Consider the following 21,769-nt stretch of genomic DNA (forward strand, 5'->3'; position numbering starts at 1 on the left):
GCTCGGAAAGAGCGACATGTGACATGCCTGCTACCGAGGCGCTGTCGCGGTGGCGTAGGGGGCGAGGGCTGCATCAATAGCGGCAAGGCAGAGATCGCGGGCCTTGGGCGCCAGGCGTTTCTCGACCACATCGGGATAGAGACGGGCAAGATGCTGGCTGATCAGTGTTTCCGGAATCTCGTCGGGCAGCTGCGCAAACAGTTTGTCCACCGCCGCGGCAGCGCGCGCGTTCGGCCAATAATAGCGGATGCGGTCGCTGTAGCTGAAATGTCGCTGCAGGCGCTGCTCATCTGCCGTGCCGCCATAGTGACCAGCCCAATGTCCAGGCTCGGCAAGCATGATCTCTTCCATCGTCGTCACCAGCCCGCGGGCCTCCTTGCTGCCTGAGAGGGTGTCGGCGATCGCATCGAGACCGTAGAGCGCTTCGCGCAATGCAAAGGTCAGGCCCGGACCGACTTTGAGGATCGAGAACCCGCCGTCAACCAGAGAAGCCAGCAAGCCTGCTGGCTGATAGTCGGTGGAGTGGGCTTCGAAGAGCAGACCGTTCATCTCGTCGAGCGCGGAGATCAGCTCCCGTGCCCGCTCGGGCTTATAGAGCGCGACATTGGCATTGCCGAATTCCACACCCGGCTGAACGACGATGGCGATAACGCGCTCCAAAGCTGGACTGACGCCGGCTTCGGCGAATGCCCGACGGTGAACATCAAGCGTCCTCAGAACTGCTTCCCGCCGCGTGATCTCCAACTCCTCCAGCGCGTGCGTCGCACCGCCGGGCGGTGGCACCTCGGTGCCAATGACATAGACCGGCAAACGTCGACCGCTCCGACGGGCAGCCTCTTCGGCAGCTTTCGCCAGACGCGCCGCTCTTGCGGCGGTCAGTTCATCGGCAAGGGCCACAGGTTCGTCGGCGCAGCCCATCGACGTGTCGAGATGCAGCTTTTCGAAACCGGCCTCGACATAAGCCGTCACCATCGCCTGAGCACGCGCCATCGCATCCTCGGCGTCGAGCTTCCGCCATGGGTTCGGGCCGAGATGGTCGCCACCGAGAATGATGCGTTCGGCGGGAAAGCCAACGCTTGCCGCAATTCGTTCGATGAAGGCGCGGAAATCCGCCGGTGTCATACCGGTATAGCCGCCCTCCTGATTGACCTGATTACAGGTTGCCTCGATCAGGACCACGTCGCTCTGCCGGGCGGCACGTCGCAATGTGGCTTCGATGACCAGCGGATGGGCGGAGCAAACGGACGTGATGCCGCGGGGCAGGGGCAGCCCTCTGTCCCCGAAGAGTTTCGCCAGCGCAATCTGGCGGTTTTGATCGACCGCGGCGCTCATGCGAGTGTGACAACTTTAGTGAGATGACGTGGTGAGACGGTATCGATGTGGTGTGCCTGAGCGGCACGTTCGCCGAGGATCTGCAGCGCCGGCAGAACGGCGAGGCCGGCGAGCGACAAGTCGACATCAACAGGAAGCTCCAGGTCGCCAGGACCGCCGAAGCCGATGACAACGGCGCCTTTTTCGCGCAGCTCGCCAACCAGCTTGGCCTCGGCTTCTCTCTGGTCCGAACTGTAGAGCACGACAACCGCCGTCTTCTCATCGACGAGGCTGATCGGCCCATGGCGGTATTCAAGCGGATGGAAGGCCTGCGTCAGGAGCTGGCTCATCTCCATCAGCTTCAATGCGCCTTCAAGCGCGATGCCGAAAAGCGGTCCGCCGCCGAGAAAGACGAAGTGCGAACGGTCCTTGATGATATCGGGCAGGGAAGCGTCGAGCGTGTTCGCAAGCTGCCGTGCCGATGCGACGATCGAAGCCGGCACAGTCTGGCCGATCATCTGCAGGCTCAGCAAGACCATAAGGCTTGCTGACACTGTCATGACGATGCCTTCGTCCGGATGGGTTGGCGAGCAGATCAACTGGTCGCAATTCTTGGCAAGCGCGCTTTCGGCCTCGACCGTGACAGCGGTGACGAACGCGCCGGCAGCGCGGCTCGCCTTGGCCGCCGCGACCGTTTCCGTCGTCTCGCCGCTGCGCGAGAGCGCGACCACATGGGTCTTTTGCCATTCCGGCCAGAAATAGGAGGGGCGGTTCAGCCACTCTGCGCCAGGCACCGCAATCGCCCTGCACTTGAGGCTGTTGGCATAGGCGGCGAGAGACAGAGCAAGGTTGAAGGAGGTGCCGCAACCAACGAAGACAAGGAGATCGTCCGCCTTGCCGCTTGCCGCATTCGAGCCGATAGCCTTTTCCCAATAAGGGAACTGCTCGAAGATTACCTTTTCGGTCGTGTTCATGATGTCTCCGATTACTTGACCGAACCAGCCAGCAGACCGCTGACGAGGTACCGGTTGAGAAAGATGACGACGAGGGCAGGGATGACGATGGCAATCGATCCGCTTGCCGTGATCAGCCCGTAGTCGATGAAGTTCTTGGTGACGAATTCGGGAATGAGAACCGTCAGGGGTTTCGTCGCCTGCGGCGAGAAGATCAGGGGAACGAGATATTGGCCCCAGGCTCCCAGGAAGGTGAGGATGGCAGCTGCCGTCAGGCCGGGGCCGGCGAGTGGCAGCACGATGTGGAAGAAGATGAAGAGGCGACCCGCGCCATCGAGTTGTGCGGCCTCTTCGAGCGCGATCGGAAGCTGCTCGAAGACGCTGCGCAGCAGCCATAGGGAAAGCGGCAGATAGGCCGAGACATAGATCAGCGAGACGCCGGTATAGGTGTCGACCAGATGCATCTTGATCATGATCTGATAGAGCGGGATCAGCACCGCATAGGCAGGGATGGCGAGTGTCGCGACGACAGCACCGAACAGAAGGTGACGCCCGGGAAAGCGCATCCGGGTGAATGCATAGGCGCCGAGTGCCGAGATCGCGACGCAGAGAGCCGTGGCAGCTGCAGACGTGATCACGCTGTTGAGCAGCGCTGCGCGGAACTGCTTCCACACTTCCACCCCGCCGATCCGCGCAATGTTGATGCCGAGCAGGCGCGAATAATGGTCGAGCGTGAAATGCTGTGGAAAGAAATGGATCGGCCGCGTGGAAAAATCTTCCGTCGGCGTCACGGAGCTTGCGATCGTCCAGTAGATCGGGCCGAGCGACCAGACCAACAGCACGGCAAGACCCGTCCATATCATCAGGCGATAGAGAATGGTTGGTTTCATCAGTCGAACCGTGTGTTGCGATAGACGCGGAGGACGTAGACGAGCGAGACGAGCAGCGACACCAGCGTAATGACCACCGACAACGCCATCCCGTAGGAGAAGCGAAGGTTCTGGAACGTCTCGAGATAGATCTGCACGAGGATCGGCCGCGTTTCGAGGCTCGATCCGGCAAGCACCCAGGCCTCGTCGAAGAGGTTGAAAGCATTGACCGTCGCGTTCGTCATGGCGACAGCGATGGCGCTGCGCACGAGCGGAAGCGTGACCAGGCTGAACATCTGCAGGCGCGTCGCGCCGTCGATACGGGCAGCCTCATAGAGATGCGCCGGGATGCTCTGCATGGCGGCCAGCACGATGACGATCGTCAGCGGCATCATGCGCCAGATATGCACGACGGTCACGGCGATGATCGCGCTCGTCCGGTCGTTGAACCAGACATGATTTTCGAAGGGCAGGCCGAGTGCGACGAGAATGCCGTTCAACAGGCCGGCGCCGGGCTGATAGATCCATAGCCAGATGACGGAGTTGACGACACCGGGAAGCGCCCAGGGCAGGATGACGGCCGCGAGCACCCATTGGCGCCCGGCCTTCATCTGATTGATGAGCGCTGCAGCCAGCACGCCGAAGATGGTTTCGGCAGCGACGGCGAGAACGACATAGATGAGGGTGTTCGTCCAGGTCGTCGCCAGCTGTCCGTCCGACAGCATGCGGGTGTAATTCTCCAGTCCGACAAAGGGCGTTCCCGCCTGCATCGGATTGACCCGATGCAGCGAATCCCAGACTGTCCGGCACATCGGATAGAAGACCAGAGCTGCCATCGTCGCGAGGATCGGCAGTACCAGCAGCAGGCCGAGCATCGTGTCGGCGTTGAAGCCGACACTCCGCTTGGCTGCTATACCTTCGGCGGTGACTGTCGTCATTGCGCCATGGCCTGCTTGGCGGCGTCGGCGATGGCCTGCATGGCCTGATCAACCGTCATCTGATCCTTCGCCGCGCTGTTGATCGCCGTGTTCACCGCGCTTGAGAACTGCGGATACCACGGCGGCGTTCCCTGCTGGAACAGCGGCTCCACAGTCTTCGACTGTGCGACAAGTGCGTCACCGCTGGTGAGCTTGCCTTCCGTATTCAGTTCGGAGAGGGCGGAAGTGCGGGTCGGCAGGAAGCCGTTTGCCGCGTTCTTCTTCTGAAACTCCTTGCTGGTGAACCATTTGACGAAAGCGACTGCCGCTTCCTTGTTCTGCGAGACGTTCGGAATCGCGAGTGCTTCCGGAAGGCCGAAGCTGCGGGTCTGGCCGCTTTCGGTCGGCACGAGGATTGCTTCCACCTGCCCGGCGACCTTGGACTGCTTCGGATCGTTCATCTGACCCAGCCGACCGGGCTCGCCCGAGATCATGATGCTTGTCAGCCCCTGGGCGAACATGCTCTCGTTGATCTGACTGTCTTTGAGACCCGTCGAGGCCGGATCGACCAGACCGTCCTTCAGCAGGCTCAATTCGAAGGCGAGCGCCTTGTAGCCGGCTGAATCGGGGGTTAGGAAAAGCGGCTTGAAGTCCTTGTCGAAGAGTTCACCGCCAAAGGCCTTAGTCAGCAGATACCAGCTGGTGGAGGCACCCTCCGTCGCCGAGAGAGGCAGGCCGATCGGATAGGTGGAGATGCCCTTTTCCTTGATCTTCTTGGCGGCAGCCACCAGCGCGTCGAGCGTCTTTGGCGTCTCGGTGACGCCGGCATCCGTGAAATGCTTCTTGTTGATGAGCATGACGCGGAAGTCGTTCGTGTAGGGCACGCCGAGCAGCTGGCCGTCGACGGTGAAGATCTTGGCGACGCCGATGTCGGCGACGGTATCCTTGTCGATCACATCGTTCAGCGGCATGTACCAGCCCGCGGCACTGAACTGTCCCGTCCACGACCAGTCGAATTCGGTGACGTCGGCCGGCGCTGTGCCGGCGACGAGCGCCGTTACCAGCTTCGGACGGATATCGTCCCAGGAGAGGGTCTGGAGATCGACATGGATGCCGGTCTCGGCTTCGAAATCGGCCGCTACCGTGGCGCCCTGCGGCGATGGCATCAGCACCGTGATCGATTGGCCGGCAAGCGGCTTGGCGTCGTCTGCCATGGCAGGCAGGGCAATCGCAAGTGCGGCTGAGGCAAGCAAAGGCAATATGAATTTACGCATGTTCCCATCCTTCGTTATCGTTGACAGTCATTGTCCTGATCGTGCGATCACGGCTTCAGCCTCGACCGCGATTTGCCCGAACCAGCCCTCGTCCAGCGGCCAGTCGAGAAGTTGGGCGGCAGCCAGGAGCGCGCCGCCAATGGGAGGAAGTACAGGTGCGATCGCTTGCCGGCCGATCCGCCTTTCGACTGCATCGAGCAGGAGACGGCTGGAAAAGGTGCCCCCCGCATAGGTCCAGTCGGTTCCGCTCTCGCAATGGTCTGATATCGCCCGGTGGTGCTTGGCAAGCTCGTCGGCTGCCTCTTCAATCAGACCGATTGCGGCTTCGTCACCCTGCTCGGCAATTCGGTCGACGAGGATCGAGAGCGCGGCAATACCAGCGCGCGGCCGTGCGAGCCCATCGATCCAACTGCCGAGCGCGTTGATCGGATCGGAAATGTCGAGCTCGAGGTGATCATAGATCGCCTTCGCCAGCGCCGTCGGTTTGGCGCGTCCATCAAGGCTCTGGCTGATAAGGTGCAATGCTTCGCGGCCGATCCAGTAGCTGCTGCCCTCGTCGCCGATCACATCGCCCCAGCCGCCGACGCGTGCGGAGGCACCTGCGCCGTTGCGTGCCCAGGACATGGAACCGGTCCCCGACAGAACGAGTATGCCTGGGCGCCCGGCAAAGGCGCCGAGATGGGCGGCATCGACATCGTTGAGGACGGTTCTGTGGATGTCCGGGAAGGCTTCGTCGATGCATCGCTTCTGGAGAGAGGAGAGATGCGCAACTTCGCCGTAAGCAGGCAAGGCAGCGCCGACAGCGGCCAATCCCGGCTCATTGCGGAAGGGGTCGATATGCCGCTCCAGCTCCCGCCGCCAGTCGGGGTTGTCCATTGGATTGACGCCGCCGCCGAGCGCGGTGCGTAAAATCCGGCCCCTTTTGTCCGCCAATGCGATGAGCACCTTGCTGCCGCCGCCGTCGATGCCAAGGATCAACTCGTCGCTCATTCTTTTGCTCCGAGCTCGGCATAGGTCGTATCGACACCGAAATTCGCGAGTTCGGCGCGCCATTGAGGCGCCAGGCCTTTGTCGGTTATGAGCTTTGCGGCGTTCAGCGGCGCGACCTTGTAAGTCGCCATCGTCCCGAATTTCGAGGAATCGGCGAGAACATAACCGTTGGCCGAGCGGGCGAGCATGCGTCGATTCAGGCTGGCTTCCGCGCTGTCGACACTATAGATCGCTCCATCCGGGCTGATGGCGCTGGCCCCCAGAAAGAGCTGATCGAACCAGATCGTTTCCAGCATCGCTTCAGCCTGCGGGCCGACGAGAGAGGCATTTTCACTGCGCAGATGGCCGCCGAGAAGCACGACTTCGAGATGCGGAATGTTCAGGAATTCCTGGGCGACGATCAGGCCGTTGGTGAAGATGCGCAGCGGCATCGGATTGATGCGGATCAGCCGGGCAAGCTGAAGAACGGTCGTGCCGGCATCGAGGAAAATTGCCGTGCGCGGCAGAAGCTTTTCATAGGCCGCATTCGCGATCGAACGCTTGGCTGAAAGATGACGCTTTTCGCGCTCCTGGAAGGCCAGTTCAACCGAGGACCCTTCGGCGATGCGGGCCCCACCGTGCACCCTGTCGATCGCGCCGTCCTGCTCGAGAACCTGCAGGTCGCGCCGGACCGTCGCGAGCGAAGCGCCGACTGCATCAGCCAGGTCCTGAATGGTGGAAAAGCCGTTCGCATAGAGATGGCTGCGGATGGCATCGAGCCGGTCAGTTTTTACGCCGCCAGTCTGATTCACGGATCGCCCCCTGCTGCTTATCGTTTATTTGCGTCAAAGTTCCCACTCAATACGATCAATGTCAATCATAATTCTGATCGTTTGTGATTTTTTGAGATCGTAGCGCGGAGTTTAAGAACAAACAAAAGCACGCCTTCCCGAGGGATGGCGTGCCTCATCATGAGTAGCGTGCTGGCGGTTGTGGGCTCTGACGGCTTCAGTGGTATTTCGGCAGCAGATCGCCGTGTGCTTCGATCAGGTCGTCGACCAAACCCCAGATTTCATCGGGCGAGAGTTCTGCGGATGTATGCGGATCAAGCAGTGCGGCCTGATAGATGCGATCGCGCTTGCCTGTCAGCGCCGCTTCAACGGTCAGTTCCTGAACCGAGATGCTCAGCTTCATGACAGCGGCGAGCTGCGAGGGAATCCTGCCGATGCGGGTCGGCTGGATTCCGTTCCTGTCCACATGGCAGGGCACTTCCACAATACACTCGGGCGGCAGGTTCTCGATCAGACCATTGTTGGGAACGTTGCCGTAAATCAGTGCGGGATTACCGGTGACGGCAGCGTTGATAATGCCTGCGGCATATTCATTACTGCGGCAGACCTCGATCGGCTTGTCGCCTTCGAGATCGCGGCGCAGCGCATGCCATTCGGAAATCTGCCGCTCACAGCGGCTGATATATTCGTCGAGCGGGATGTTGAGCTTGTCGATGAGCTCGGGGCGGCGGTCCTTGATGTACCACGACGTATATTCGGAGAAATGCTCGCTGGATTCCGTCACGAAATGGCCGAGCCGCTTCAGTACATCGAAGCGCACGCGGTCGTCGGACGGCACGCGTCCCTCGCCGGCGATGGCCGTCAGGCGTGGATAAAGATCTTCGCGCCGGCCATCGGCATGCAGCTTTTCGTATTTCAGAAAGAAGGCGACATGGTTGATGCCTGCCGAGATGTAATTGATGTCGGCGATGTCTTCGTCGAGGCAGGAGGCGAGATGGGCGGCGGTATGCTGAACGCTATGGCAAAGACCGACCGTGCGGACGCTGGGCGCCAATTCCTTGATCGCCCAGCAATTGATCGCCATGGGGTTCACATATTGCATCAGCAGCGCGTCGGGGCAGACCTCTTCCATGTCGCGGCAGATCGCCTCCAGCACCGGAATGGTGCGAAGTCCACGGAAGATCCCGCCGATGCCGAGCGTATCGGCAATGGTCTGCCGCAGGCCGTATCGCTTCGGCACGTCGAAATCCGTGACAGTCGCAGGCTTGTAGCCGCCGACCTGCATCATCAGAATAACGAAATCCGATCCGCGCAGCGCCTCGCGACGATCGAGGGTTGCCTCTACCCTTACCCTCTGCAGATTGAGCGCCTCACAGATGCGCCGCGCAACGATCTCCGACGTCTTCAGCCGCTCCGGGTCGATATCAAAGAGGCTGATCACGTAATCGCTGCCCGAGGGTGTGGACAGCACGTCCCCCAGAATGTTCTGCGCAAAAACGGTGCTGCCCGCACCCACGAGGCAAATCTTCGGCATTTCGGTCTCCCGCCAATGAAGGTTGCCACAGTCGTGCCTCTTCCAAATCAGAATTTCTTCCTGCTATTGAAGTGAGTGTTCCCGGATTGAAGCGTTGGACGCATGAGAGACGATCATTTCAACAGGAGCGGCGAGTGGGCGGGATCGCCGCGGAGCTTCCTGATCGAGCGACACACGGCCGATGCCATGAGCGCCGCGCATTGGCACGACCATGTCGAGATCAACCTGCTTCTCGATGGTGCCATGACCTATCTCTTCAATGGACGGCAGGAGCGGGTCGAGGCCGGACGTCTTGTTCTCTTCTGGGCGGCCATTCCCCACCAGACAATCCTGGTGACGCCGGAAGCGCCGCTCATCTGCGTCTACCTTCCGCTCGTCGATTTTCTCGCGCTCTCCATCGACAAGAAGGCGAGACAGGCAATCATGCAGGGTGCCTTCGTTGTCGAGCCTCGCCGCCGCGAGACGACATCGCTCACCGTGTCTGCCTGGGCCGAGGAATGGGGCAGGGGCGATCCCATCCGGCGTCAGCTGATCGCCGACGAGGCCAAGCTTAGAGTGCGCAGGCTCATCCTCGATCACGCCGATGATCGAGGCTCGTCCATTGCAGCCGCTGCGACGCCGGTCAGTCCCGCCATCCGCCACTCAGAGGTGCTGACCGACCTGATCAACCGGCATTTTTCTGAATCGCTCAGCCTCGTGGAACTTGGAAGGCGCGCCAATGTGCATCCAACCACCGCCAACAGGGCGTTTCGCGATGTGCTTGGCATTTCGGTCATGGAATATCTGACCCGTTATCGCCTCGCGCGAGCGATGCAGCGGCTGGCCGAGACGGAGGACTCGATCCTAGAGATTGCCCTCGACTGCGGCTTCGGCTCCAGCAGCCGGTTTTACGACGTCTTCAAGCAGCGAACCGGCAAGACACCGCGACAGTTCCGCCTGTCGCTCGACAAGCCGTAGCGTGTATCTTGATCGGAGCGCGGTCGAGGACTGCAAATCCGGGCACGATCTGCCTCCCCTATCAATTGGCAGACCGATCTGAGCGCATGCGTCGGATTGACGCACAACTTCCGCGATGATAGTTTGAGGTCAATTGGTCAGGCCAGTTGACCAGTTGTGCGCTTGAGGAGAAGCGCGCCGGGAGGCCACAATGTTTTCGGCAGTCGAATCACGCCGCCTCTACAGGCAGGTGGCGGATCAGATCCGCATAATGATCATCCGGGGCGAACTCGCCATCGGCCAGAGGCTGCCGGCCGAGCGCGACCTTGCGGAGCGACTTTCGGTTTCGCGCCCGACGCTGCGCGAGGCGCTGATCGTGCTGGAGGTCGAAGGCTACATCAATATCCGCATGGGCTCCGGCATCTACGTCACACGCAAATCTGCGGCCGAAGCGACCGGTAACGAACGCGAACCGTTGGAAGGTCCTTTTGAGCTGCTGCAGGCCCGCGCCATCATCGAATGCGCGATCTCAGAGGAGGCCGCAAAGAGCGCCAGACCGCAGGACATCGCCGTTCTCGACGAGGCGCTGAAAGCGATGAGCGGCGTAGTGGAGGATGCGCGCGCCGTGCTTGTTGCCGACCGCGCCTTTCATACCGGCATAGCAGCAATCGTCGGCAACGCAACCTTGGTCCGGGTCACCGGCGAATTGTTCGACATGCGCATGACGCCGTATTTCGAAAAGCTTGCCAGCCACTTCGAAGGACCGGTGTCGTGGCGCACCGCGCTGGAAGAGCACCGGGCTATCCGCGACGCGATCGCCGCCGGCAATGCGGCAGGAGCGAGGGCCGCCATGCGTACGCATCTGACGAATTCGCAGAAGAGGTTTTCCGAAAGCTTCGGGGAGGAGTTCTCGGGCGAGGAGGGGCGCGGCCATGCGGCCGAGTCGAACAAGGGAAACGCAGGCATCTAAGGAGATCTCAGGAGGAGAGACCGATGAAGCTGAAACTGATGACGATACTCTGCACTGCCGCTGCAATCATGGCGACGACGGCGATCGCTCATGCCCAGACCGTGCTGAAATGGGCGCATGTCTACGAAACCTCGGAACCGTTCCATACGGATTCCGTCTGGGCCGCGGAAGAGATCAACAAGCGCACCAACGGCCGTTACAAGATCGAGGTCTATCCGGCATCGCAGCTCGGCAAGGAAGCCGATATCAACCAGGGCCTCAAGCTCGGCACGGTCGACATCATCATCTCCGGATCGAGTTTTGCCGCCCGCGACTATAAGCCGATCGGCGTCACCTATTTCCCATACATTTTCCGCAACCCGGAACACCTGATCGCCTATACCAAGAGCGAGGTCTTCAAGCGTCTTGCCAAGGGTTATGAGGACAAGACCGGCAACCATATCGCCGCCGTCAGTTACTATGGCACGCGCCACACGACATCCAACAAGCCGATTGCCAAATGCGCCGATATGCAGGGCCTGAAGATCCGTGTGCCCGACGTTCCGGCCTATCTCGCCATGCCCAGGGCTTGCGGCGCCAACACCACGCCGATCGCCTTTGCGGAAGTCTACCTCGCGCTTCAGAACGGCACGGTCGAAGCTCAGGAAAACCCGCTGACGACGATTGAGGCCAAGAAGTTTTACGAAGTTCAGAAGAACATCAGCCTGACCGGCCATATCGTCGATCATCTGAATACGGTGATCTCGAAAACGCTCTGGGCCAACCTTTCCGATGAAGACAAGAAGATCTTCGGCGACGTCATGCAGGAAGCCGCTGAGCGCACGACCAAAACCATCGAAGGCAAGGAAAAGGGCCTGATCGCCACCTTCAAGGAGAAGGGCCTGAGCGTCACTGAAGTCGACAAGGCCGATTTCGAAAAGGCCGTCGCTGAAAAGGTCAAGTTTGAAGACTTCGGCTACGATGAAGCGGATTGGGAAGCGATCCGCGCCATCCAGTAAGAGCCGAGGGCGCGCGGGAACGCTGCGCGCCCTTCTTCCGCAACCGGAACAAGGCCGATCATGTCGCAAGAAATTCATACGCCAATCACTGCCGAGGAAATCGGCCACGAGTTCGAAGGGCATGCGCCCACCGCCAATGTCTCTGATTACGCTATCGAAGACTGGATTACCCTGATCGTTTTCTGGCTCATGGCCGGCTGCGTTTTCCTGCAGTTCTTCACCCGCTACGTGCTGAACGACAGCTATGCCTGGACCGAGGAAATTGCCGTCAACTGCCTGGTCGGCGTCGTTTTCTTGGGCGCCGTCATGTGCGTGCGCACCTCACGCCACATCCAGGTGGATGTCTTTTACCACTATATGCCGGCTGGCCTTGCGCGCGTTCTCGCAACCTTCGTCGATATCGTCCGCATCGGCTTCTTCGCCTATGGCTCTTATCTGATGTGGCGCTACGTGCAGATCGTCGCAGACGAGCAGATGGTCACCGTCGACCTGCCGCGCAACATCGTCTTCTACAGCGTGCTTGCAGCCTTCGTGCTGATGCTGATCCGCGCGGTGATTGTCTTCATCGCCAATTTGCGCCGCGGCTATTCCGTTCTGGAGCGCCCCGAAGAATTCCACGCCGTCGAAGGATGACCCGATGCTGCTCTTGCTTGGCTCGTTTCTGCTGTTGATGCTGATCGGCGTGCCCGTCGCAATCTCGATGGCCGTCGCATCCGTTCTCTATATTGTCCTTTACGGCGTTGCTCCCGACATCATCGTCGCCCAGCGGATGATAGCCGGTGTCGAAAGCTTTCCGTTGCTCGCTGTTCCATTCTTCATCCTTGCCGGCAATCTCATGAATTCGGCTGGTGTCACCGGCCGCATCTACTCCTTCGCCGTCGCGCTTGTCGGCTGGATGAAGGGTGGCCTTGCACAGGTCAACATTATCGGTTCGGTTATCTTCTCGGGCATGTCCGGCACCGCGCTCGCCGATGCGGCAGGGATCGGCACGATCGAGATCAAGGCCATGAAAGATCACGGATATCCGGTCGAGGCTGCGGTCGGGGTAACGGCGGCATCCGCGACACTTGGCCCGATCTTCCCGCCGTCCTTACCCTTCGTGATCTACGGCATGATGGCGAATGTCTCGATCGGCGCTCTTTTCATGGCCGGCATTCTGCCCGGCATCGTCATGACGCTGCTGATGATGATCACAGTCGCCGCCTTCGCCTATGTGAAGCGCTGGGGCTCCGATGCGCCGTTCGACGTCAAACAGTTATTTTCGGCAGGGATGGAGATTATCGTCGTCCTACTCGTACCGTTGACGATTTACCTGATGACGCGATCAGGCGTATCGATGAACGCTGCGGCGGGTATTGCCCTTGCCGTGCTTCTGGTGCTCGATTGGTATTTCCGTTTTTCCGCCGTCATGGCGCTGATGACGCCGGTCATCCTGATCGGCGGGATGACCATGGGCTGGTTTACGCCGACGGAGGCGGCCGTCGCGGCTGTGCTCTGGTCGCTGTTCCTCGGCCTTGTGCGCTACCGAACGATGACGCTCTCGACGCTTGCCAAGGCAAGCTTCGACACGATCGAGACGACGGCTTCCGTTCTCTTCATCGTCACTGCTGCTTCGGTCTTCGCATGGCTGCTGACCGTCAGCCAGGCCGCGCAGCTTCTGTCCGATGCGATCCTATCCATCACTGACAATAAGTGGATTTTCCTGATCCTGGTGAATCTGCTGATGCTGTTCGTTGGCTGTTTCCTCGACACGATCGCTGCAATCACCATCCTCGTGCCGATCCTTCTGCCGATCGTTGCGAAGTTCGGGATCGATCCGGTGCAGTTCGGCCTCATCATGACCCTGAACCTGATGATCGGTCTCTTGCATCCGCCGCTCGGTATGGTGCTCTTCGTGCTGTCGAGGGTCGCGAAGCTTTCCGTCGAACGGACGACGATGGCGATCCTGCCCTGGCTGGCACCGCTCTTCATCGCCTTGCTCCTGATCACTTTCATTCCCTCCGTATCCCTCTGGCTGCCACAGCAGCTCGGGCTTCTGAAGTAGGAGGGTGTGATGGAGACCCGTCTGGCACGGCTTTATGCAAAGGGCGATTTGCGGATTGAAACCGCTCCGGTCGCAGTTCCCGGTCCGGGTGAGGTGCTTTTGAAGATGGCAGCCGCAGGTATCTGCGGCTCCGATCTGCATTATTACCAGGATGGCGGCTTCGGTCCGGTCAGGGTTCGCGAGCCGATGATACCCGGCCACGAAGCATCAGGAACGGTGGAGCTGGCAGGTGAAGGCGTCACGCTGAAAACCGGTACGCTGGTCGCCGTCAATCCGAGCCAGCCTTGCGGCGCTTGCGAATATTGCGAGATCGGCATGCCCATCCACTGCCTGGAAATGCGCTTCATGGGCAGCGCAATGCGCCTGCCGCATGAGCAGGGCATGTTCCGGGATTGGCTGGTGGTGCCGGCGAGGCAATGCGTTGAAGCCGGGCCTGCGACGACGCCCGCAGAAGCGGCCTGCAGCGAGCCCCTATCCGTCTGCCTGCACGCCGCATCGCGTGCGCCGGGCATTGCTGGCAAGAAAGTTCTGATCACCGGCGCCGGACCGATCGGCTCGCTGATGGTGGCTGTCGCAAGCCATTTCGAGGCAAGCGAAATCGTCGTCACTGACCTTGCCGATGCGGCGCTCGCGCGAGCGAAGGCGATGGGTGCCAGTCGCACGACCAACGTGGCGCGAGATGCAGTGTCACTTACCGAATATCAGGCCGGAAAGGGTTATTTCGATCTGGTATTCGAATGCTCCGCGGCCGCTCCGGCCATCCATAGTGCGATTGCGGCGGTCCGGCCGCGCGGCACCATCGTCCAGGTCGGCGTCTCCGGCGACGTGCCGATACCTCTCAACGCCATCGTCGGCAAGGAGTTGCACATCCACGGAACGCAGCGCTTCCACGAGGAGTTCGCTGTTGCGGTCGACCTGATCTCACGGCGGAAGATCGATGTGCGGCCGATCATCAGCCACAACCTACCGCTCGAGGAGGCCGTAACAGCCTTTGAAATTGCCGGCGATCGTTCGCTTGCCTGCAAGGTGCAACTGACCTTCCCGTCAGTCTAAACGACAGTCTCTCCGCCATCGACGACGAGAATCTGCCCCGTCATGTAAGAGGAGCGGTCTGAAACGAGAAACAGGATCGGTTCGGCGATCTCCGAAACATTCGCCCAGCGGCCGAGAGGCACCTTTTCAGCGATATAGCTTTCAATCTTGCTGCGCCCACCCATCTGCGCGATGAACGGCTCATTGAACGGCGTGTCGACCCATCCGGGGCAAAGCGCATTCACGCGAATGCCGAATTTTGCATAGTCGCCCGCCATCTGCCGGGTCATGGCGATGACAGCATGTTTGGTCGTCGTATAGGCGATCATTTCGCGGTCATAGAGGACGCCTGATGATGAGGACGTGTTCAGGATCACGCCTTTGCCGGCTTTCTTCATGATCGGCATGACGAAGCGCGCCGCCATGAAATGCGCCCGCACATTCAGGCTCCAGGACTTGTCGAAACCTTCGACCGCAACCTGCTCCAGATCGCCGGCAACCTGCGCGCCTGCGTGATTGTGCAGGATGTCGAGCCGGCCGTGGTGGGTGGCGATCGCTGCAATGCCCGCTTCAAGCGCCTTGTCGTCGGTCACGTCGACCACCAGGCTTTCGGCGCTGCCGCCGGCATCGACAATCAGGCCGACGGTCTCCCCGGCGTTTGCAAGATTGATATCGACGACGACCACATGTGCGCCTTCGCGCGCCATGATCAACGCGCCGGCCCGTCCGATGCCAGAGCCTGCGCCCGTGACGATTGCAACGCGATCTCTCAGTATCATGGCATTTCCCCGGTCAGTTTGTCGTTGTCTTTTCGCGCATCAGGAAGCGCGCGATGAAAATGAGCGCAAGCGAGGCGACGAGCACCATTGTCGCGATCGCATTGATTTCGGGCGTCACGCCGCGGCGAATGGAGGCGAAGACATAGATCGGCAGCGTCGTGTTGGAGCCGGCCACGAAGAAGGCGATGATGAAATCGTCGAAGGAGAAGGTGAAGGCGAGCAGAAAGCCCGCCAGGATCGATGGCATGATCTGCGGCAGCACGATCTGCCGGAAGGTCGTGAAGGGCGTCGCATAGAGATCGCTGGAGGCCTCGACGATATCGCGCCCAAGGCTGGCGATACGCGCCTTCACGATCATCGTCACCAGTGCCATGGTGAACAGCCCGTGCGCGGCAATGATCGAGCCGTAACCGAGCGCGAGTTTCGGAGGCTGATCGCCCGGCCAGAGGGCGGCGACGACGGGGTTGATGAAGCCGAAGACCTCGACGAGGGCAACAAGCGTCGCGATGCCGATGACGACACCCGGCACGACGATCGCCGCCGCAAAGAGCCCGTCGAAGATGGCGCGTGTCCGGGCGCCGAGCCGCTCCATGCCGATGGCAGCCATCGTGCCGAAGATTGCTGCCAACGCGGCGCTGGTGACAGCGATGATCAGGCTGTTGCGCAGCGCTTCCATCAAGAACGTATTCGACAGCGCCCGGCCATACCATTGGGTCGAGAAGCCGGTGAACTCGCTGGCATTGCGGCCCGCATTGAAGGAGAAGAGCACGACGAGCGCAATCGGCGTGTAGAGGAAGAGATAGACGAAAGTAACGAGCGCGCGCATCAGATGAGATCCACCTGCCGGGTACCGGCAACGCGCCAGGCAATCCGCATGGCGACAAGCAGCACGATGACGACCACGGCAACCAGTGTGACGGCAATCGCCGATCCGAAAGGCCAGTTGCGCGATTGCAGGAAGAGGTCGACAAGCGCATTGCCGATGAAGAACACCTTGCCGCCACCGAGAAGCTGCGGGATCAGGTATTCGCCGAGAAGCAAGATCATTACCAGCGCAACGCCTGTCATCACGCCCGGAAGCGATAGCGGCAGAGTGATACCGAAGAAGGTCGAGATGGGCTTTGCACCGAGATCGGCCGAGGCTTCCAGCAGCCGGCGATCCAGTTTTTCCAGGCTGACATAAATCGGCATGATCATCAGCGGCAGGTAGCCGTAAACGATGCCGAGCAGCACGGCGCCGGGCGTATTGATCAGCCTGACATTTTCGATGCCAACGAATTCGAGCAGGTGCGGAATGCCGCGCGCGCCGAGCAGATACATCCAGGCATAGGTGCGCACCAGCAGACTGGTCCAGAAGGGCACGACGACAAGAGAGACGAGAAGCAGCCGCCGCTGCGGGCTTGCCTTGACCGCAAGGTAATAGGCGACCGGGTAAGCGACGGTGAGGCAGGCAGCCGCCCCGATCGGCGCCAGGATCAGCGTATTGACGAAGGCTGCCGAGCGCGCGCCGAGATTGGCGAACTGTTCGAAGGTAAAAGCCGCCTGATAGCCGCCTTCCGGCGCCCGTTCGCCAAAGGCGAAGACGATGATCGCGATGAAGGGCAGCACCAGGAAGACGAACAGCCAGACACAGGCCGGGCCGACAAGAGCCACGGTGATCAGGCCTCGTTTGGTGGCATGGGGCAGGGGCATGGCTTGGTCTTCATCCACCGGATCAGAAAGCTGAACCGGCTTCCCCGCTGCAGGTCGGGGGAAGCCGGGATGCGAGATGGTCTTACGCCGACTTGAAGCGCGCCATCAGTTCGGCGCGGCCCGGATCGGTGAGCGTCACGGCGGCGCCGAATTCCAGCGGTGTCAGCGCGGCTTCGTCCGGATAGACGATCTTGTTCGATGTGACCTCTTTCGGCAGCAGCGCAATGACGCGGCTATCGGTTGTTGGCGCACCGTTGGCGATGTGCTCCTTCACCGCATTCTGCGGGTCCATCAGGTAGTTGAGCAGTGCATAACCGGCAGCCTTGTTCGGCGCATCCTTCGGGATCGCGTAATAATCGGTCCAGATTTCGCCGCCGTCGGTGCCGAGGATATAGGCAAGTTCCGGCATGTCGCGGTTGAGCTGGGCGCCGTCATTGGTCCAGCACATGGTGAGCCATGCATCGGTCGAGCGCATGGACGGCTGGTAGTCGGAATTGATTGCGAAGAGATGCGGCTTGACCTTGATCAGCAGCTCTTCGGCCTTGGCGAGCTCGTCAGCCTTGATCGAGTTGAAGTCATAGCCGAGTGCAACAAGCGCACTGCCGATCGTCGTCAGCTGGTAGTCATGTACCATGGCGCGGCCATCGGCTTCGGTTTGAGCGATCTCGAAGAAGTCCTTCCAGCTCGAAAGCTTGGTCTTGATCTTTGAGGTGTTGACGGAGAAGCCGGTTGTGCCCCAGTTCTTCGGCACAGCATATGTCTTGCCGTCGATCTGGCCTTCCTTGGTGAAGCGCGGGCTTTCCGTTGCCTGGCTGAAGTTCGGGATCTTCGACAGGTCGAGCTCGTCGATCAGGCCGAGCTTGTGATGGGTCGAAATCGTATAGTTGGTCGGCACGAAGAGCGACCAGCCGGAAGCGCCTGCCTGCAGCTTGGCGAGCATTTCCTCGTTCGAACCGAAGACGTTGACTTCGACGGCGACGCCGGTTGCCGCCTTGAAGTTCTCGAAGGTTGCCGGGTCGTGATAGTTCGGCCATGTGGCGATCGACATCTGCGTGCCCAGATCTTCGGCCGCATAGGCAGGCGTCGACAGCGCGCCCGGGAAGCGCGACAGTACGGCGGTCGCAAGCCCCAGGCCGGTGACGCCGAGGAAGTGCCGGCGGCTGACGGAACCGCGCTTCAGGCGCATGAACTCATCCATGAAGCCTTCGGTGGAAATGGGCAGATTGTCCTTATAATCCTTGCTCATGATGCTGTTCCCTTGTTTTGGTTTATGCATTCGATGCTGGAAAGACATGGATGGCGGCGGGGTCGAAACCGAGGAAAACCTCCTCGCCCGGTTCCACGAGATCGCTCTCGTTCATGCTGCGGCGGTCTGCTGTGATCAGGAAGTCGCCAAGCCCCGGAACGCTGACCGCATATTCGGCGGACGAGCCGAGGAAGATACGATGCGTCACGGTTCCCTTGAACGACGCGCCTGATGACGCAGCCTTGCGCGTCAGATGGATCGCCTCGGGGCGGAGGGCCGCTATAACCTCGCCCGACGCCAGCCGCTTGCCGCTGGCGATCGCTGTCCCATTGGCCAACCGGAGCGTCGTACCATCCGCTTCCATTGCCGCGGCGATACGGTTCGTCTTGCCAACGAAATCCGCGACGAAAAGGTCGGCCGGACGGTCATAGACCTCCTGTGGGCTACCGAGTTGACGGATGCGGCCGGCGCTCATCACGCAGACGACGTCGGCCATCGAAAGCGCCTCTTCCTGGTCGTGGGTGACGAGGACGAAGGTGATGCCGAGTTCGCGCTGCAGGGTCTGCAACTCGATCTGCATCGCCGAGCGCAGCTTCTTGTCGAGTGCGGCCAGGGGCTCGTCGAGCAGTAGGACAGAGGGGCGGTTGACGATAGCGCGAGCGAGCGCCACGCGCTGCTGCTGGCCGCCCGACATTTCATGGATCCGCCGCTTGGCAAAGCCGCCGAGCCGGACCATTTCAAGCGCCTCGGCGGCACGGCGGTCGATCTCTGCCGACCCGATCCTCGGGCGCATCTGTTTGAGCCCGTAGGCGACATTCTGCTCGACATTGAAATGCGGGAACAGCGCGTAGTGCTGGAAGACCATGTTGACCGGGCGGCGATAGGCGGGAACTCCGTTCATTTCGCGCCCGTCGATCAGCACCGTGCCTTCGCTCGGCTGCTCGAAGCCGCCGATCATGCGCAGGCAGGTCGTCTTGCCGCAGCCGGAAGGCCCAAGCAGCGCCAGGAAGGCGCCCTTCGGCACAGTGAGGTTGATGTCCGTTACGGCGGTCACGGCGCCATAGTTTTTCGTGACCGAACGGAATTCGATATCGTTCGTCGAAGCGGATGCCACGTCTGTTCCCTGCGGTTGGTTTGGAATGGCAGTCTATCGCTGCTCTTATTGCCACCGTCGTTAAGAAAAGAGTAAGCCTGGGCGTCCTGCACGGTATATACCCCGAGAGAGGTATTTAGGCACACAGTGTTTCGTGGAAGGTGTATATCTCAACTGCGTGAGATTGCGCGGAACGGCACAGGGGAGGGCTAGTGAGCATCGATCTGGAAACGCTGTTTGCCGCTTTCAATGCCACCGTTGGCAAATCAGCCATGACGGATGCGGGCTTCGGCGACACCTTCCGCCAGATGATGGCCGCGCTCGTGCGCTTCGACTATGTCGTCGTCTTTGCCTATCGCGGCAAAGAGCGGCCGATCGATCTCTACAGCACCTTCGATCGCGAAGAGCACGTTGTTTTCGTCACACTGTATCAGGCCGGTCCTTATCTGCTCGACCCCTTCTATCATACCGCTCGTGAACGTCGTGAAGGGGTCTTTAGGATGCGTGAACTGGCGCCGGATCGGTTCTTCTCCAGCGAATATTACCGCACCTATTACGTTCAGACCGGACTTGCCGAGGAAATCGGCTTCTTCGTGCCCATCGATGGCGATATTACTGTCGTCCTTTCGCTGATGCGGCGGGAAAAGACCGGTGTTTTTCCACCCGCTGAATTTTCGACGCTGAAAAAGGTCGAGCCGCTCGTGGCCAGCATGGTGAAACATTACTGGGCCAGGCTCGCGCCGCGCTTCGATGGCCAGCTTGCCGCAAGGGGCAAGAGCCGCCGCAAAAGCGAGAGCATCCCGCGCGCCGATACCGTCTGGCACGATCTCAACCTCACGAGCCGGGAAACGGCAATCGTCGAACTGGTGCTGCAGGGCCATTCGTCGGAATCGATCGGCCTGAGGCTCAACATTTCGACGGGAACGGTGAAGGTCCACCGCCGGAATGTCTACCGCAAGCTCGGTATCTCTTCGCAGACGCAGCTGCTCTCGCTCTATCTGAAAAATCTGAGCTGAGCGATTGCTGCGCGCTCCAGGCTGCCGTCAGGCGCGTGCCTCTGCCTCACGCAGCGAAATCAGCCGTCGCGCCGTCTCATCCCAGAGGATGAGCTTCACGCAGCCGAGGCTGTCACGCATATTGATGCGCCCAAGCTTCGCCAGTTCTGGGTAGTCCCGCAGCACTTCCGGCAACCTGTAAAATGGCACTCGGCTCGACAGATGGTGGACATGGTGCATGCCGATATTGGCGGTGATCCATCGCAGCGGGCGCGGCAGATCGTAATGCGAGGCACCATGCATGGCGGAATGGGGAAACGTCCATTCCGGAGGCGTGGACCAGTGAGTGTCTTCGAATTGGTGCTGGACATAGAACAGCCAGACACCCGCCGCTCCTGCAAGCAGAACGATCGGCAGATGGATCAGCAGAAATGGAACGATGCCGACGGCCCAGATGAGAAGAATGGCAAGCGCAGCGATGCCGGCGTTGGTCGCCATCGTTGAAACCCAGGGCAGCGCCCCGGAGCGCATCATGCCGAACGGCAGTCTCTGTTTGAAGAGAAAAAGATAGGCAGGACCAATGCCGAACATGACCAGCGGATGCCGATAGAGGCGATAGGCCAGTTTTCCCCGACGCGTCAGGGCACGATATTCCGCGACCGTCAGCGTGGCAATATCACCGACACCTCTCTCGTCCAGATTGCCGGCTGAGGCATGGTGTTCCGCATGCGCACGGCGCCAATAGTCGTAGGGAGTGAGTGTGAGGACGCCGAGCAGGCGCCCCGTCCAGTCATCCCACTGACGTCGTCCAAAGAAAGAGCCATGCCCACAATCATGTTGCAGCATGAAGAGCCGCAAGAGGAAACCGGCGGCTGGAACGACGAGGATAACGCCCAGCCAATAGCCGAAGTGGATTGCCACCCACGCCGCTGCCCAGAGAAGGACAAACGGGATTAGGGTCACGGCCAGTTCGTACAGGCTTCGTCCTGTATCGGGCTTTCGGTAGTTCGAGAGAATCTTGAGCCAGGCTTTTTCCGCACCGGCGTCTTGGCTGGCGGTCATCGTTGCGTTCATAGTCGGTCGGCGTCTTTCTGTTCAGCAGCGCTGCGGAAGAAATGTTCGGCATGCTGGTAGTCATTTTCTGCGCCGATCCGATCGCCGGCCAAAGACTTCAGCTCGGCGAACTGAAGGTACTGCTTGTGTCGATCCAATAGGCGCTTCCTGGACGGTGTAGCACTTTGGTTGGGGTGGGCGAAATGGTGATTACTCATGATAAATCCGAACCGCGATGGTTCGCTCCTGATTGTCTGGAAATGATTGCTTGAACGCTCTGCTCGGCGATCATCCGCGGTCGCAGTTTGCAACT

General features: G+C 60.4%; 22 protein-coding genes. 7 read left to right on the top strand and 15 right to left on the bottom strand.

All coding sequences use genetic code 11. The features are described from left to right. Nucleotides 1-30: 30 nt before the first annotated feature. The 8 genes from JNB85_RS10475 to melA form a co-directional block, all read right to left on the bottom strand. Nucleotides 31-1,332 (bottom strand): D-tagatose-bisphosphate aldolase, class II, non-catalytic subunit, encoded by a 1,302-nt coding sequence (locus tag JNB85_RS10475; RefSeq protein ID WP_220334257.1) that lies wholly within the window; start codon nucleotides 1,330-1,332, stop codon nucleotides 31-33. Further along, nucleotides 1,329-2,285 (bottom strand): SIS domain-containing protein, encoded by a 957-nt coding sequence (locus JNB85_RS10480; protein ID WP_220334258.1) that lies wholly within the window; start codon nucleotides 2,283-2,285, stop codon nucleotides 1,329-1,331. Before JNB85_RS10480 ends, JNB85_RS10475 begins: the two co-directional genes overlap by 4 nt. 11 nt (nucleotides 2,286-2,296) lie before the next feature. Continuing rightward, on the bottom strand, nucleotides 2,297-3,154 hold the full coding sequence (locus JNB85_RS10485; RefSeq protein ID WP_220334259.1) for a carbohydrate ABC transporter permease: 858 nt from the start codon (nucleotides 3,152-3,154) through the stop codon (nucleotides 2,297-2,299). Next, a complete protein-coding gene (locus tag JNB85_RS10490) occupies nucleotides 3,154-4,071 on the bottom strand; it encodes a carbohydrate ABC transporter permease (RefSeq protein ID WP_220334260.1) in 918 nt (305 codons plus the stop codon). The genes JNB85_RS10485 and JNB85_RS10490 overlap by 1 nt, the downstream gene beginning before the upstream one ends. Then, nucleotides 4,068-5,324 carry an ABC transporter substrate-binding protein gene (locus tag JNB85_RS10495; RefSeq protein ID WP_220334261.1) on the bottom strand — a complete coding sequence of 419 codons (1,257 nt, stop codon included), beginning with the start codon at nucleotides 5,322-5,324 and terminating at the stop codon, nucleotides 4,068-4,070. Before JNB85_RS10495 ends, JNB85_RS10490 begins: the two co-directional genes overlap by 4 nt. A 27-nt stretch (nucleotides 5,325-5,351) precedes the next feature. Beyond that, entirely contained in the window at nucleotides 5,352-6,314 is a 963-nt protein-coding gene (locus JNB85_RS10500) for an N-acetylglucosamine kinase (protein ID WP_220334262.1), read from the bottom strand. Beyond that, complete coding sequence (locus tag JNB85_RS10505; protein WP_220334263.1) at nucleotides 6,311-7,105, bottom strand: DeoR/GlpR family DNA-binding transcription regulator; 795 nt, start codon at nucleotides 7,103-7,105, stop codon at nucleotides 6,311-6,313. Before JNB85_RS10505 ends, JNB85_RS10500 begins: the two co-directional genes overlap by 4 nt. A 196-nt stretch (nucleotides 7,106-7,301) precedes the next feature. Continuing rightward, nucleotides 7,302-8,618: an alpha-glucosidase/alpha-galactosidase gene (gene melA / locus JNB85_RS10510; protein WP_220334264.1), complete on the bottom strand. Its 1,317-nt coding sequence runs from the start codon at nucleotides 8,616-8,618 to the stop codon at nucleotides 7,302-7,304. 102 nt (nucleotides 8,619-8,720) lie between these two features. On the opposite strand from melA, the gene JNB85_RS10515 reads away from it, so the two are divergent. The 6 genes from JNB85_RS10515 (at nucleotide 8,721) to JNB85_RS10540 (ending at nucleotide 14,619) form a co-directional block, all read left to right on the top strand. Beyond that, on the top strand, nucleotides 8,721-9,575 hold the full coding sequence (locus JNB85_RS10515; protein WP_220334265.1) for a helix-turn-helix domain-containing protein: 855 nt from the start codon (nucleotides 8,721-8,723) through the stop codon (nucleotides 9,573-9,575). Nucleotides 9,576-9,765: 190 nt separating this feature from the next. Then, the gene (locus JNB85_RS10520; RefSeq protein ID WP_220334266.1) at nucleotides 9,766-10,524 is read left to right on the top strand and encodes a FadR/GntR family transcriptional regulator; all 759 of its coding nucleotides are present in this window, start codon (nucleotides 9,766-9,768) and stop codon (nucleotides 10,522-10,524) included. A 23-nt stretch (nucleotides 10,525-10,547) separates the two neighbouring features. Further along, on the top strand, nucleotides 10,548-11,522 hold the full coding sequence (locus JNB85_RS10525; RefSeq protein WP_220334267.1) for a sialic acid TRAP transporter substrate-binding protein SiaP: 975 nt from the start codon (nucleotides 10,548-10,550) through the stop codon (nucleotides 11,520-11,522). Between the two features lie 60 nt (nucleotides 11,523-11,582). Further along, on the top strand, nucleotides 11,583-12,155 hold the full coding sequence (locus tag JNB85_RS10530; protein WP_220334268.1) for a TRAP transporter small permease: 573 nt from the start codon (nucleotides 11,583-11,585) through the stop codon (nucleotides 12,153-12,155). A gap of 4 nt (nucleotides 12,156-12,159) precedes the next feature. Further along, nucleotides 12,160-13,566: a TRAP transporter large permease gene (locus tag JNB85_RS10535; protein WP_220334269.1), complete on the top strand. Its 1,407-nt coding sequence runs from the start codon at nucleotides 12,160-12,162 to the stop codon at nucleotides 13,564-13,566. A 9-nt stretch (nucleotides 13,567-13,575) separates the two neighbouring features. Further along, the gene (locus JNB85_RS10540; RefSeq protein ID WP_220334270.1) at nucleotides 13,576-14,619 is read left to right on the top strand and encodes an L-idonate 5-dehydrogenase; all 1,044 of its coding nucleotides are present in this window, start codon (nucleotides 13,576-13,578) and stop codon (nucleotides 14,617-14,619) included. On the opposite strand, the gene JNB85_RS10545 is transcribed toward JNB85_RS10540, so the two are convergent. The 5 genes from JNB85_RS10545 to JNB85_RS10565 all read right to left on the bottom strand — a co-directional run bounded on the left by JNB85_RS10545 (nucleotide 14,616) and on the right by JNB85_RS10565 (nucleotide 19,429). Continuing rightward, the gene (locus JNB85_RS10545; RefSeq protein WP_220334271.1) at nucleotides 14,616-15,377 is read right to left on the bottom strand and encodes an SDR family NAD(P)-dependent oxidoreductase; all 762 of its coding nucleotides are present in this window, start codon (nucleotides 15,375-15,377) and stop codon (nucleotides 14,616-14,618) included. The two genes, JNB85_RS10540 and JNB85_RS10545, sit on opposite strands and share 4 nt — an antisense overlap. 13 nt (nucleotides 15,378-15,390) lie before the next feature. Further along, nucleotides 15,391-16,203 carry an ABC transporter permease gene (locus JNB85_RS10550; RefSeq protein WP_220334272.1) on the bottom strand — a complete coding sequence of 271 codons (813 nt, stop codon included), beginning with the start codon at nucleotides 16,201-16,203 and terminating at the stop codon, nucleotides 15,391-15,393. Continuing rightward, on the bottom strand, nucleotides 16,203-17,069 hold the full coding sequence (locus tag JNB85_RS10555; RefSeq protein ID WP_220334273.1) for an ABC transporter permease: 867 nt from the start codon (nucleotides 17,067-17,069) through the stop codon (nucleotides 16,203-16,205). The genes JNB85_RS10550 and JNB85_RS10555 overlap by 1 nt, the downstream gene beginning before the upstream one ends. A gap of 82 nt (nucleotides 17,070-17,151) precedes the next feature. Continuing rightward, a complete protein-coding gene (locus JNB85_RS10560; protein WP_220334274.1) occupies nucleotides 17,152-18,315 on the bottom strand; it encodes a polyamine ABC transporter substrate-binding protein in 1,164 nt (387 codons plus the stop codon). Nucleotides 18,316-18,337: 22 nt separating this feature from the next. Further along, a complete protein-coding gene (locus JNB85_RS10565; RefSeq protein WP_220334275.1) occupies nucleotides 18,338-19,429 on the bottom strand; it encodes an ABC transporter ATP-binding protein in 1,092 nt (363 codons plus the stop codon). Between the two features lie 191 nt (nucleotides 19,430-19,620). Here JNB85_RS10565 and JNB85_RS10570 point away from each other — a divergent pair, with 191 nt between their 5' ends. Continuing rightward, entirely contained in the window at nucleotides 19,621-20,424 is an 804-nt protein-coding gene (locus JNB85_RS10570) for a helix-turn-helix transcriptional regulator (RefSeq protein ID WP_220334276.1), read from the top strand. Nucleotides 20,425-20,451: 27 nt separating this feature from the next. Here the strand turns inward: JNB85_RS10570 and JNB85_RS10575 are convergent, their stop codons facing one another. Together JNB85_RS10575 and JNB85_RS10580 are read right to left on the bottom strand one after the other, a co-directional pair. Then, a complete protein-coding gene (locus tag JNB85_RS10575; RefSeq protein ID WP_220334277.1) occupies nucleotides 20,452-21,477 on the bottom strand; it encodes a fatty acid desaturase in 1,026 nt (341 codons plus the stop codon). Beyond that, on the bottom strand, nucleotides 21,474-21,674 hold the full coding sequence (locus JNB85_RS10580) for a DUF4167 domain-containing protein (protein WP_220334278.1): 201 nt from the start codon (nucleotides 21,672-21,674) through the stop codon (nucleotides 21,474-21,476). Before JNB85_RS10580 ends, JNB85_RS10575 begins: the two co-directional genes overlap by 4 nt. Nucleotides 21,675-21,769: the final 95 nt, after the last annotated feature.

Origin of the sequence: Rhizobium mesosinicum (genome assembly GCF_019511345.1) — a bacterium.
GTDB lineage: Bacteria > Pseudomonadota > Alphaproteobacteria > Rhizobiales > Rhizobiaceae > Rhizobium > Rhizobium mesosinicum.

Coding starts and splice junctions, on each gene's coding strand:
- JNB85_RS10475 (WP_220334257.1), bottom strand. CDS start 1,332: ATGAGCGCCGCGGTCGATCAAAACCGCCAGATTGCGCTGGCGAAACTC.
- JNB85_RS10480 (WP_220334258.1), bottom strand. CDS start 2,285: ATGAACACGACCGAAAAGGTAATCTTCGAGCAGTTCCCTTATTGGGAA.
- JNB85_RS10485 (WP_220334259.1), bottom strand. CDS start 3,154: ATGAAACCAACCATTCTCTATCGCCTGATGATATGGACGGGTCTTGCC.
- JNB85_RS10490 (WP_220334260.1), bottom strand. CDS start 4,071: ATGACGACAGTCACCGCCGAAGGTATAGCAGCCAAGCGGAGTGTCGGC.
- JNB85_RS10495 (WP_220334261.1), bottom strand. CDS start 5,324: ATGCGTAAATTCATATTGCCTTTGCTTGCCTCAGCCGCACTTGCGATT.
- JNB85_RS10500 (WP_220334262.1), bottom strand. CDS start 6,314: ATGAGCGACGAGTTGATCCTTGGCATCGACGGCGGCGGCAGCAAGGTG.
- melA (WP_220334264.1), bottom strand. CDS start 8,618: ATGCCGAAGATTTGCCTCGTGGGTGCGGGCAGCACCGTTTTTGCGCAG.
- JNB85_RS10515 (WP_220334265.1), top strand. CDS start 8,721: ATGAGAGACGATCATTTCAACAGGAGCGGCGAGTGGGCGGGATCGCCG.
- JNB85_RS10520 (WP_220334266.1), top strand. CDS start 9,766: ATGTTTTCGGCAGTCGAATCACGCCGCCTCTACAGGCAGGTGGCGGAT.
- JNB85_RS10525 (WP_220334267.1), top strand. CDS start 10,548: ATGAAGCTGAAACTGATGACGATACTCTGCACTGCCGCTGCAATCATG.
- JNB85_RS10530 (WP_220334268.1), top strand. CDS start 11,583: ATGTCGCAAGAAATTCATACGCCAATCACTGCCGAGGAAATCGGCCAC.
- JNB85_RS10535 (WP_220334269.1), top strand. CDS start 12,160: ATGCTGCTCTTGCTTGGCTCGTTTCTGCTGTTGATGCTGATCGGCGTG.
- JNB85_RS10540 (WP_220334270.1), top strand. CDS start 13,576: ATGGAGACCCGTCTGGCACGGCTTTATGCAAAGGGCGATTTGCGGATT.
- JNB85_RS10545 (WP_220334271.1), bottom strand. CDS start 15,377: ATGATACTGAGAGATCGCGTTGCAATCGTCACGGGCGCAGGCTCTGGC.
- JNB85_RS10550 (WP_220334272.1), bottom strand. CDS start 16,203: ATGCGCGCGCTCGTTACTTTCGTCTATCTCTTCCTCTACACGCCGATT.
- JNB85_RS10555 (WP_220334273.1), bottom strand. CDS start 17,069: ATGCCCCTGCCCCATGCCACCAAACGAGGCCTGATCACCGTGGCTCTT.
- JNB85_RS10560 (WP_220334274.1), bottom strand. CDS start 18,315: ATGAGCAAGGATTATAAGGACAATCTGCCCATTTCCACCGAAGGCTTC.
- JNB85_RS10575 (WP_220334277.1), bottom strand. CDS start 21,477: ATGAACGCAACGATGACCGCCAGCCAAGACGCCGGTGCGGAAAAAGCC.
- JNB85_RS10580 (WP_220334278.1), bottom strand. CDS start 21,674: ATGAGTAATCACCATTTCGCCCACCCCAACCAAAGTGCTACACCGTCC.